At 74.5% G+C, this 10,413-nt stretch carries 8 protein-coding genes; 4 read left to right on the forward strand and 4 right to left on the reverse strand.

Annotation, left to right across the window (positions count from 1 at the left end; all coding sequences use genetic code 11):
- Positions 1–61: 61 nt before the first annotated feature.
- The 3 genes from AMK13_RS18170 to tgmA are packed head-to-tail and all read right to left on the reverse strand — an operon-like array spanning position 62 to position 2,450.
- On the reverse strand, positions 62–1,183 hold the full coding sequence (locus tag AMK13_RS18170) for a methyltransferase domain-containing protein (RefSeq protein ID WP_074003130.1): 1,122 nt from the start codon (positions 1,181–1,183) through the stop codon (positions 62–64).
- Entirely contained in the window at positions 1,180–2,175 is a 996-nt protein-coding gene (locus AMK13_RS18175) for an MvdC/MvdD family ATP grasp protein (protein ID WP_074003131.1), read from the reverse strand. The genes AMK13_RS18170 and AMK13_RS18175 overlap by 4 nt, the downstream gene beginning before the upstream one ends.
- Positions 2,175–2,450 (reverse strand): putative ATP-grasp-modified RiPP, encoded by a 276-nt coding sequence (gene tgmA / locus AMK13_RS18180; RefSeq protein ID WP_074003132.1) that lies wholly within the window; start codon positions 2,448–2,450, stop codon positions 2,175–2,177. Before tgmA ends, AMK13_RS18175 begins: the two co-directional genes overlap by 1 nt.
- A 338-nt stretch (positions 2,451–2,788) precedes the next feature.
- Here tgmA and AMK13_RS18185 point away from each other — a divergent pair, with 338 nt between their 5' ends.
- Positions 2,789–4,027: a helix-turn-helix domain-containing protein gene (locus AMK13_RS18185; protein WP_241852926.1), complete on the forward strand. Its 1,239-nt coding sequence runs from the start codon at positions 2,789–2,791 to the stop codon at positions 4,025–4,027.
- Positions 4,028–4,383: 356 nt separating this feature from the next.
- Here AMK13_RS18185 and AMK13_RS45970 read toward each other — a convergent pair whose 3' ends face one another.
- Positions 4,384–5,637, reverse strand: a complete 1,254-nt coding sequence (locus AMK13_RS45970) for an LPXTG cell wall anchor domain-containing protein (protein ID WP_074003134.1) — start codon at positions 5,635–5,637, stop codon at positions 4,384–4,386.
- Positions 5,638–5,906: 269 nt separating this feature from the next.
- On the opposite strand from AMK13_RS45970, the gene AMK13_RS18195 reads away from it, so the two are divergent.
- From AMK13_RS18195 to AMK13_RS18205, 3 genes are all read left to right on the forward strand, one after another.
- Positions 5,907–6,437 carry a GNAT family N-acetyltransferase gene (locus AMK13_RS18195; protein WP_074003135.1) on the forward strand — a complete coding sequence of 177 codons (531 nt, stop codon included), beginning with the start codon at positions 5,907–5,909 and terminating at the stop codon, positions 6,435–6,437.
- Positions 6,434–7,144 carry a phosphotransferase gene (locus AMK13_RS18200; RefSeq protein ID WP_241852927.1) on the forward strand — a complete coding sequence of 237 codons (711 nt, stop codon included), beginning with the start codon at positions 6,434–6,436 and terminating at the stop codon, positions 7,142–7,144. Before AMK13_RS18195 ends, AMK13_RS18200 begins: the two co-directional genes overlap by 4 nt.
- Before the next feature lie 208 nt (positions 7,145–7,352).
- Complete coding sequence (locus AMK13_RS18205; RefSeq protein WP_274538690.1) at positions 7,353–10,370, forward strand: AMP-binding protein; 3,018 nt, start codon at positions 7,353–7,355, stop codon at positions 10,368–10,370.
- Positions 10,371–10,413 lie beyond the last annotated feature (43 nt).

Genomic DNA, 10,413 nt, shown 5'->3' on the forward strand with positions numbered 1-10,413 from the left:
CGGAGGCCCCGGTGGGCGGTACGCCGCCCACCGGGGCCTCCGGGCATTCGGGGGACGCCAGTCAGCACCCCGGGTTCAGCGGCCAGTACGGTCCGTCGGGCCGGTCGAGCCACACCCGCTGCCCGCTGCTGGTGATGCTGAACCCGTAACGCTCGCGGGTCGGGCGGCCGTTCGCGGCGTACAGGCGGTGGGCTGCTTCGAGCTCGGACCATAGGAGGCGCGGCCCGGCCTCGGCCACGGAGCCGTCGGGCCGCAGCTCTGCGATCGATCCCGCGCCGTCCCACAGGCAGGCGCCGACCGGCCGCCCGTCGTCCAGGTCGTAGTTCCATCCGAGCGGGCCGAGGGCGATGCTCACCAGGAACCGGAAGTGCTCGTCCACGACGACGTCGGGGCCGAGTTCCGACGGGCGTGCGCCGACAGCGGGCAGGGCCGGGCGGCGGATGACGCCGCTGCCCCCGACCGTGCGCAACGGAATGAAGTAGGCGCCGGTCGGCAGGAACCGGCCGCCGGCCTCGGTGGCACCGCTCTTCTCCGCGCGGACGACGCCCGCGCCGAGCGGAGCGACGATCACACCGCCCCCCGCGAGCGCCTGCAGCCACGTCGTCGGAATGTGGTCGAGCCCGCAGGTGGCGATGATCGCGCCGAACGGGCCACCCGCATCGGTGAGGGTGGCCCCGTCGGCGGTGACCACGGTCGGCCGATAGGGCGTCGAGTCGAGCCGGCGCCGGGCCTCGGCCGTCACGTCCGGGTCGACGTCGACGGTCACGACCCGATCGGAGCCGTAGCGGTGGGCGAGCAGTGCGGCGTTGTAACCGGTGCCGGTACCGATCTCCTTCACCGGGCCGTCGACATCGTCGCCGAGCGCCTGCAGCATCGCGGCCATCAGCGACGGTTGTGTGGACGACGACGCGGCGTTCCCGCCGATCAGGTGGGTGACGAGGGGCCGGTTCGCGTAGACGGCCCGCAGCCACCCGGCGGCGTGGTCGGGGTCGTCGCCGGCAATCCGCTGCTGCCGGCCGTCAGGGCCCTGCCGGTAGAAGTACGGCACGAACAAGTGGCGGGGGACGTCGCGGAACGCGCGCTGCCACGCGGGGTCGACCAGGGAGCCGTCGGCGGTGAGCGCGTCGACCAGTGCGGCACGCAGGGCGTCGGCAGTCGGCTCGGCGGTGGTGGTGGTGGTCACAGAGTGCCCTTCTGGAGCAGGTCGGCCAAGGCGGTGGTGATGGCATCACGGGTGCAGTCGATCCACGCCCACTGCCCACCCGGATTCACGTCGACCAGCCAGTGCGTTCCGACCTGGTCCACGATCAGGTCGACAGCGGCATAGACGAGTCCGAGGCGCCACAGCATGTCCAGGATGCCCGTCCGGATGGGCACGGGGAGGCAGATCGGGGAGTATGCGAGGCGCTTGGAGTCGGTGCGCCAGTCGAGCCGCCCGGGGCCGTCCGGGGCGTCGATCCTGACGGGGAACAGTCGGCCGGCCACGCAGGTCACGCGGACTTCGTAGGCCTTGTCGGTGATCTCCTGCTGGTACAGGTGCGCGGTGAGGGCCACCCGCGGGTCGTCCCACCGGTCGGCGGGAACGCGGGTGGTGTAGATCTGCCCGCGCTGCCCGTTCTCGGTGTGGACGATACCGCCGAGCACCTTCGTGACGATCCGGCCCCGGCACCGGTCCGCGAAGTCCCGCACCGCGGCGGGGTCGTTGGTCACCAAGGTCGCCGGGACCTGCAGGCCGGACTCCGCGGCGGCGGTGAGCTGTGCGGGCTTCGTACAGTCGGCGTTGCGCTCGGGACGGTTGACCCACAACACCTGTGGCAGGGAGCCGAGGACGCCGGCGAACCCGCGCTTCGCCTGCCCTGCGGCGAACCGCTGTTCCGGGCCGGACATGCTGTCGGGAAACCGGAACGTGGTGGGCTTGCGCCACCACACGGAGGTGAGCTCGGACAGGTCGATCCCTCGCAGGGGCCCGACGACGGCGCCGCCCCACGCACCGTCGGGCCGCAGCTCGGCACGCATGGTGATGCGCTGCGGGAAGTCCGCCACATCGGTGCGCCAGAACGGAACGCCTCGGGCGTTGAGCTCACGCAGGACGTAGTCGGCAGTGGGGTCGAGATCGTGGGTGATGACGAGCACGCGGGGCGGGACGCCCCGCGTGCTCCCGGTGCCGTGGGTCATCAGTCGTCGTTCTGGTCGAAGTCGACGCTGATCACGGTCTGGCCGTCGCTCTCGGTCTGGCACCCCGACCCTTCCATGGTCGGCATGTCCAGGGCCACGCGACCGTCGATCAGGGACAGCTGCGTGTGCGGGTCGACGGTGACGGGGGGCAGCGGCATGACGGTCACGGGGTTGGTGACGGCGTCGAGCCCGAACGGTCGGGTGGCGAGCGGGCCGGACGGCTCGGTGTCGATGCCCATGTTCAGGGTGGGCAGTCGGTCGGTCAGGACGGACATGGTGGCGCTCCCTCGTTCTCGTTCGGACCGGTCCTCCCAGGGGGCGAGGATCGGTGGTCGTGCCGACGGCCGCACACGGGACGCCAGTCCGTGGACCGGGCTCCCCTCCCTGCGGACAACACCCGCACTGCTCTGAGTGACGCAACGAAATCGTACGGTGACGACTCGTGGGTGAGGGGGACACCCTGTCCCCCTCACCCACCGTGTACCGGCGTTCACCCGCAGCGGAGCCTGGTGCCCCAACTGCCCGCCGCCCTACCGTGGAACGGCTGTCGCCACCGGGTGTTCGTCCGGTTGAGGCAATTTCCCGGTGGCGGCGCCCAGCCGAGGAGATGCACATGTCCGATCTGCCCGAGGAACTCACCCCCGGTGAGCGCATCCGCATCATGCGCGAGCGTCGCGGGATGACGCGCCCCGTGCTCGCCGGCCTGGTCGGCCGCAGCACTGATTGGCTCAAGAAGATCGAGAGCGGAGAACGCGCGATCAGCAGTCACGCGATACTGCTCAAACTTGCGTTCGCACTCGACGTGACCGATCTGTCAGTGCTGACCGGACCGGCCGGGGCCGCGCAGCCGGTCAGCACCGGCCGGCTGTTCCACCCCGCGTCGACCGCCATCTGGTCGACCCTCCTCGAACGCGGAACCCGGCCGCCGGCACCGGTCCCGGCGGGGATGACGGCCGCGACCTACGCCGCCGATGTCGATGCCGGGTGGCGCCTGTGGCACCACGCGGCGAACAACCGGACCGCCGTCGGGAACATCGCCCCGGACCTGATCCGGCACGGGGAGTCGCTGGCCCGCTCGGCCGGCGGCGACGACCGCCGCACCGCACTGGTGGGGCTCGCCTCGGCGTACCGGCTCGCGCAGCAGGTGATTGCGTACATCGGCCCGGCAGAGGCCGTGTGGATGCTCGGTGACCGTGCCATGGCAGCCGCCGCCGACGCCGACGACCCGGCCGCCATGGGCGCCGCCGCATGGAACCTCGCGAACACCATGCGCGCCGTCGGTGAGCACGAAGGCGCCATGCTGATGGTGACCACGGCAGCCGACCGGCTGCGCCCGCACCTCGCCGACGGACCGCAGCACTGGCGGGGCCTGTACGGGGCGCTGCACCTGCACGCGGCGATCACCGAGGCGCGGGACGGACGGGACGGGATGGCGTGGAACCACTGGGACACGGCCGACAAGGTCGCGAAGTCACTGCCGGCCGGGTACACCGAGCTGTCGACGGTGTTCGGGCGGGCGAACGTCGACCTGCACGCGGTCAGCGTCTCCACCGAGTTGCGGAGCTCAGGCAAGGCACTGTCGCTGGCGGACGAGATCGACCCGGACTCGATCCCGTCGACGGAGCGCCGAACCAGGCTGTGGGTGGATGCGGCCCGGTCGCACATGCATCGGGGCGACCGGACCGCCGCGCTGCACGTGATGGGGATCGCGCTGCGGATCAGCCCGGAGACGGTCCGGTTCACACCCCAGGCTCGTTCGGTCGCGGCCGAGTTGTGGCGGAAGTCGCCGCGCGCGATGCGAGCGGAGACGTTGGAGCTCGCCGAGGCGGTGGGGATCACGACCGGCGTGTGACCCGAGGCGCAGCCCCGGCCCCGGAAAATGACAACCGACCACATGGCGCGGGGAGATCGGATGCCCGCCGGAAGAGACCTGGAACATCCGGTTCGACGAGCCGACTTGAGCAAGGGGATCCAGTCGCGATGATCGAGGCGAACACGCGACGAGGCCACAGGCGTCGGACCCGCGGCGAGCCGGTCGCGCGCACCGGGGCGCCGGATGAGGCCGTCGCCCTCCCAGAGGGCCTCGGCCCGACGACCTGAGGCGACGGACGCGGAGGACCGCTATCAGCACAACGGGCTTCCGCTGCATGGGAAGTCGGACCGGCCGACTTCCCGTGCAGCGGGTGGGCTCCATGGGCCACGCCGGCGTCAGGAGCGTCGGCGGCCGTTCCGGCGGGCGAGACGGAACACGGCGGCACCGGCGCCCACGCAGAGCAGGGCGCTCATCAGCAGGGCCGGTGTGCTGCTCCCGGTCTCGGGGAGCTGGCCCCCACCGTGGCCGGGCGCCGGACCGGGCGAGTGGTGGTGGCTCGGGCCGCCCGTGGGCGACGGGCCGCGGGACGCCGAGTGGCTCGGGCCGGTCGTCGGGGACGCCGAGTGGGTGGGAGAAGCCGTCGGGGACGGCGAGTGGGTGGGAGAGGCGGTCGAGGACGGCGAGGAGGACGGGGACGGCGAGGGGGAGGGCGAGGAGGACGGGGACGGGGACGGCGAGGGGGAGGCGCAGGCGACCTCCTCGATCACGACCTCCCCGTTGCCGCTGCGCGCTCCGGTGGTGAAGGTCGCGGCGGCCGGGCCGAGGCTGGAGCCGCCGCCTCCCCCGCCGCCGTCGAGCGTGGTCGCCGTGGAGGAGCCGCCGGCACCGCCCCCGTGGGCCCCGCCGCCGCCTCCGCCGCCGGCGCCCATGTGGGGGTCGCCGATGTTGACGGCCGCGTCGCCGCCCTTGGTGCCGGTGGCGCTGCCGCCCGCGAAGCCGTCGTGGTCGAACTCGGTGGTGGCGGTTCCACCCGCGCCACCCGCTCCCCCGTTGCCGCCGGACTTGCCGCCCTTGCCCGCCGCGCTCTGCCCGGTGTCGGCCCCGTCGGTTCCGGCCTGCCCGCCGGCGCCGCCGGACGCGGTTCCGTCGTTGGTGAAACTGCCGGCACCTCCGCCGCCGCCACCCGCGATGATCAGCGCGCTGCCACCCGTCGTCACGGTGGTGGCGCCTCCGCCGCCGGCACCGATGGCGCCGTTGCCGGGCCGGTGCTCCGTGTTGGAGGAGCCGCCCTGGCCGCCGCCGCCGTACCCGCCGTAGGCCAGGCTGCCGGGGACGGAGAGGTCTCCTCCGCTGCCCGCCTGCCCCACGTCGACGGTCAGCACCTGACCGCTCGTGACCTGGACCGTGGCTCGGACCTGACTGCCCTTCCCGCCGGGCGACCCGTAGACGGCGTTCCCTCCCGCACCGCCGGAGGCCCGCACCACCAGCTCGCAGATCCCTTCGGGGACCACGTACTGCTCGGGCGCGCCCTTGTAGTCGAACGTGTGGATTCCGGGGGCCGCAGACGCCTGGTGCGGGGCGCAGACGAGAAGGGCCGCCAGGGCGGCCGAGGCGGCGATTCCACCGGTTCCGTAGTGGATGTTTCTCATACAAACCTTGTAATCGAGCCGCGTTCCTCCCGAGGGGCAACACACGGCGCCGTCCGGGTGAACCGTGCGGGGCGGGAGCACGCCACCGTCGAGTGGGAATCATCAACCCGCCCCGAGAGCACGGGGGTTGGTGGCCCCCGCCGCTCGAGCCACCTGACCGGCCGTCGGCCCGGCCTCGCGATCCCGGAGGGGGCTTCCGGCCCCGGCAAGCCGGTCGGCACCGGAAAACCCGTTGGGTGCGACAGTCCCGCCGATGGTAAACATGTGACATGTTACAAGGCATCCGCATCACCCTCCGGGCCCGTCACGACGCCGACCTCCCGGTCCTCCTGGCCGAGTTGTACGACGACGTGGCAACCCGCGCCCGGGCCGACACCCGGCCCTGGCGGCCCATCCCGCCCGGCTCGGCGGACTCCCCGTACGTCGTTCCCGGGCCGTCCGACGAGGCCGCCTGCTTCTCCGTGGTCGAGACGGCCTCCGACGAGCTGGCCGGCGAGGCCCTGCTGTGGGGCATCGACGCCCACAACCGCAGCGCCCACCTGGGCCTCGCCCTGCTGCCGGGCCACCGGGGGCGCGGGCTCGCCCCGGACGTCCTGCGGGTGCTCTGCCACTACGCCTTCCCGGTGCTCGGCCTGCGCCGCCTCCAGCTGGAGACCCTGGCGGACAACACCCCGATGCTCCGGGCCGCCGCCACGGCCGGCTTCACCGTCGAGGGGCGGCTGCGCCAAGCCGCCTGGGCGTACGGGGAGTTCGTGGACCAGCTGGTACTCGGGCTGCTGGCCGAGGAGTGGCAGGGGTGAGCGACGGCCCGTCCGGGCTGCGGCCCCTCCCCCACGGCTACACCAACCGCACCGCGGGCGACGGCACGGTCGTCGTGAAACGGTACGAGGGGCCGGACGCCGAGGAGCGGCGCCGGCGCGAGCACCGGCTGCTGTCCCTGCTGCACGGGCTGCTGCCGGTTCCCCCGGTGCTCGGCACCGAGCCGGGCGCCATCACGCTCGGCCACCTGCCCGGAGTGCCCGCGCAGGTCCTGCTGGACGCCGGGCACGGCGCGCAGGTCCTGGCCGCCTGCGGGCGGGTGCTGCGACGGCTCCAGGCTGTCGACCCCGGCGTGGCCGGCGACGGTCCGGCGCCCCCGGGTTCGGTGCTTGCGCACGGGGACTTCGGGCCCAACAACCTGCTGCTGGACCCGGCGACCTTCGCCGTCACCGGCCTGCTGGACTGGGAGTTCGCCCATCTCGGCGAGCCGGTGGAGGACCTGGCCTGGTGCGAGTGGATCGTCCGCATGCACCACCCGGCCCGGGCGGGCGCCCTGCACCACCTCTTCGACACGTACGGGCAGCCGGTGCCGCCCTGGCCGCGGCGCCGGGCCGCCATGCTCGCCCGGTGCGCCCGGCTGGAGGAGTTCTGCCGCCGGGGCGACCCGGGCGGGCCGGGGGTACGGCAGTGGCAGGAGCGCGGGCGCCTGACGGCGGGCTGGCCGGAGCAGCCGGGGCCGCCCTCCTGACCCAGGCGGGGCGGGCGCTCCGGGCGCTCGCACAGCGGGTCGTGACGATCTGTGAGACGGATCTGGCGCACGCCTCGACCAGTCCGATACGGTCTGGACCAATCAGCGGGCGATCTTCCTGTGGCATCGTTCCGCCACGCTCCGAACGCCTCCGGGAGTCGTCATCAGCGCCCGACCCGCCTCCGTTCCGCTCACCCTCCCGGCGCTCCTGGACCACCGGGCGGCGCTCCATCCCGAACGCACCGCACTGCTCGTGCCCGGCGGCGGGAGCCTCACCTACGGCCGGTGGCGCGAGCGGGCGGTGCGGGCCGCGCACGGGCTGGCCGGGGCCGGCGTGCGGCCCGGGGACACGGTGGCGCTGCTGTTCACCAACCGGGAGTGGGACGCGTACGCCGTGGCGTTCCTGGCCGCCCACTACGCGGGTGCGGCCGGGCTGGTGATCCGCGAGGACCTGGCCCCGGCCGATGTGGAGCGGCTGGTCGAGGCGGCCGGGGCACGCTGGGCGGTCGCCGGGAGCGGTCCGCGCACCGCGCTGCCCACCTTCGCGCTCGACGGCCTCGACGGCCTCGGCGGTCTCGACACGCCGGACGAGCCGCCGCACCGGGTCGCCCCCGGGGACCTGGCCCAGGTCATCGGGACCTCGGGCACGACCGGCACCCCGAAGGGCGTCCGGGCCGCGCACGCGAGCCTGACCGCCGGGCTGGTCCTCGACCCCCGCCCCCGCCCGTACGCGCACTCACGGCACGCGGTGCACGCCTTCCCGATCGGGACCAACGCCGCCCAGGCGGTGCTGGTGAACGCGCTGACCGCGCAGCCCACGACGATCTGCCTGCCGCGCTTCGACGCCGAGGAGTTCGGGCGGGTGGTCGAGGAGTCCGGCGCGGGCACGGTCTTCCTGGTGCCGTCGATGGCGGTGGAACTGCTGAACTCCGGGGTCGCCGACCGCCGGGACCTCGGCAGCGTCCGGCTGGTCGGGTCCACCGCCGCCGCGCTCCCGCCCGCCGTCGCCGCCGGGCTGTCCGCCGCCCTGCCGAAGGCGACGGTCGTCAACACCTACACCTCCGCCGAGGCCGCCCCCGCGCAGATCTCCGCGGTGGTGGACCCGGGCCGTCCGGGTTCGCTGGGCCGCCCGACCGACCCGGCCGACCTGCGGATCCTGGACGAGGCCGGGGAGCCGGTGCCGACCGGCGGGACCGGCGAGATCTGGCTGCGCCAGCCCGGCCCGCCGCGCGGGTACGCCGGGGCGGCCTCCGACACCGTCTTCCGCGACGGCTGGGTGCGGATGGGCGACCTCGGCCGACTGGACGGGGACGGCTACCTCCACCTGGTCGACCGGGAGAGCGACATCGTCAAGTCCGGTGCGCTGAAGGTCTCGACGCTGCGGATCGAGGCCGTGCTGCACGAGCACCCGCAGGTCGCCGACGCGGCCGCGCTCGGCCTGCCGCACCCGGTGATGGGACAGGTGCCGGTCGCCGCTGTCGTCCCGCGACCGGACGGGATCGACCTCGACGGCCTGCGGCTGTTCCTGAGCGAGCGGCTGGCCAGGCCCGAACTGCCGGTGCGCGTCCTGGTGTTGGACTCCCTGCCGCGCAACCCGAGCGGCAAGGTGCTCAAGCACGAGCTGCGGGCCGCGTTCGAGGAACCCGCCCCGACGACCGGAAGGGCCCCGGAGACGGAGCGCGAGCTCGCCCTGGCCGGCCTGTGGCGGGCCGTGCTGGGCCGGCCGGTCCGGGCGGTGGAGGAGGAGTTCTTCGCCCTCGGCGGGGACTCGTTCCGCGCCGTCCAGCTGGCCGCCGCGATCTCCGCCGAGTTCGGTGTGGCGGCCCGTACGGCGCTGGTCTTCGAGCGCCCCTCGCTGCGCGCCCAGGCGGCCTGGCTGGAACGGGCCGACGTCGCCCCGGCCGAGCCGGCGGAGCGGTCCGGGGCCGAGGTGTCGGACTTCCTCCGCTCGCTGCGCGCGCAGCCGCACGACCTGCCGCTCACCTCCCAGCAGGAGAACTTCCTGCGCTGGATGGCCGAGGCCCCGGGCCGCAACGTCGGCGCGGTGGCGGTGATGTTCCGGGTGACGGAGGGCCTGCGGACGGACGTCCTCGCCGACGCCCTGCACGAGGCGATCCGCCGCCATCCCGCGCTGCGGACCAGGTTCGTCCCGGTGCCCGGCGCCGAACCGGGGGTGCTGCGGGCCGTCCTGGACGACGAACCGCACGCGGACGTGGTGCTGGTGGAGGCGCCCGGCGCGAGCGACGACGAGGTGTCGGCGCGGCTGGTCGCCGTGCGCGACCGGCTGACGGACGTCGCCGCGGGGCCGATGACCAGGCTGGCCGTGGTGAGCCGCGGGCCGGCGGACCACGTCGTCCTGCTGGCGGTCCACCACCTCGTCAGCGACGGCTGGTCGCTGGGGGTGCTCCTGCGCGAGCTGGGGGTGGCGTACTCGGCGCTGTGCCACGGGCGCCGGGTGCCGGCCGCCCGGCCCGGCCCGGAGTACGGCGAGCTGGTGGAGTGGTCGAACGCCCACTGGCCGGCGTCCCGGACGCACTTCGGGACGGCGCTCGCGCACGCGCCCGCCGCGATCGACCCCTTCCCGGGGCGCCGGCACACCGAGGTGGTGCTGAGCGCCGCCCACGCGTTCACGGTGCCCCCGGCGGCGGCGGACGCGCTGCGGGCCAGGGCGGCGGAGCTGGGGGCCACGCCGTTCCTCGCGGTGGCGGCGGTCTGGAGCGGCCTGCTGGCCGCCCGCAGCGGACAGCCGGACCTCGTCCTCATGACGCCGGTGCCCGGGCGGACCAGGCCGGAGGCGGAGCGGGCGGTCGGCTGTTTCGTGCAGTCGCTGCTGGTGCGGGTGGACGTCTCGGGCGCGCCGGGGTTCGCCGAACTGCTCGACCGCGTCCGGTCCGCCGCCACCACGGCGCTCGACCACCAGCTGTACCCGTTCGCGGAGTTCAGCCCGCTGGTGCCGTTCGCGGCCTGGCTGCGGTACGAGAACTGGAGCGCGCCGGCCCAGCTGCCGGGGGTGGCCTGCGCGGCCTGGGAGCTGCCCCGCAACGCCACCGTGCCGTACCCGCTGCCGGGCGGTGACCGGCACGTCCCCGAGCTGGCGGTCACCGAGCAGCCGGACGGCGCGCTGCGGTGCTGGCTGCGGTACAACGAGCACGCGTTCGAGGCGGCGACGGTGTCGGCGCTGGCCGACGACCTCGCCGCGGCGCTGGCCGGGGCGGCCGGCATCTGACAGGAGGCAAGCGGGGGTGCGGCCGTCACCGGCCGCACCCCCG

The sequence above is a fragment of the Streptomyces sp. CB02056 genome (genome assembly GCF_001905545.1).
Lineage (GTDB): Bacteria > Actinomycetota > Actinomycetes > Streptomycetales > Streptomycetaceae > Kitasatospora.

Bases quoted from the DNA above. Each gene is read 5' to 3' on its own strand.
- AMK13_RS18175 (WP_074003131.1), bottom strand. From the start codon at position 2,175: ATGACCCACGGCACCGGGAGCACGCGGGGCGTCCCGCCCCGCGTGCTC.
- tgmA (WP_074003132.1), bottom strand. From the start codon at position 2,450: ATGTCCGTCCTGACCGACCGACTGCCCACCCTGAACATGGGCATCGAC.
- AMK13_RS18185 (WP_241852926.1), top strand. From the start codon at position 2,789: ATGTCCGATCTGCCCGAGGAACTCACCCCCGGTGAGCGCATCCGCATC.
- AMK13_RS45970 (WP_074003134.1), bottom strand. From the start codon at position 5,637: ATGAGAAACATCCACTACGGAACCGGTGGAATCGCCGCCTCGGCCGCC.
- AMK13_RS18195 (WP_074003135.1), top strand. From the start codon at position 5,907: ATGTTACAAGGCATCCGCATCACCCTCCGGGCCCGTCACGACGCCGAC.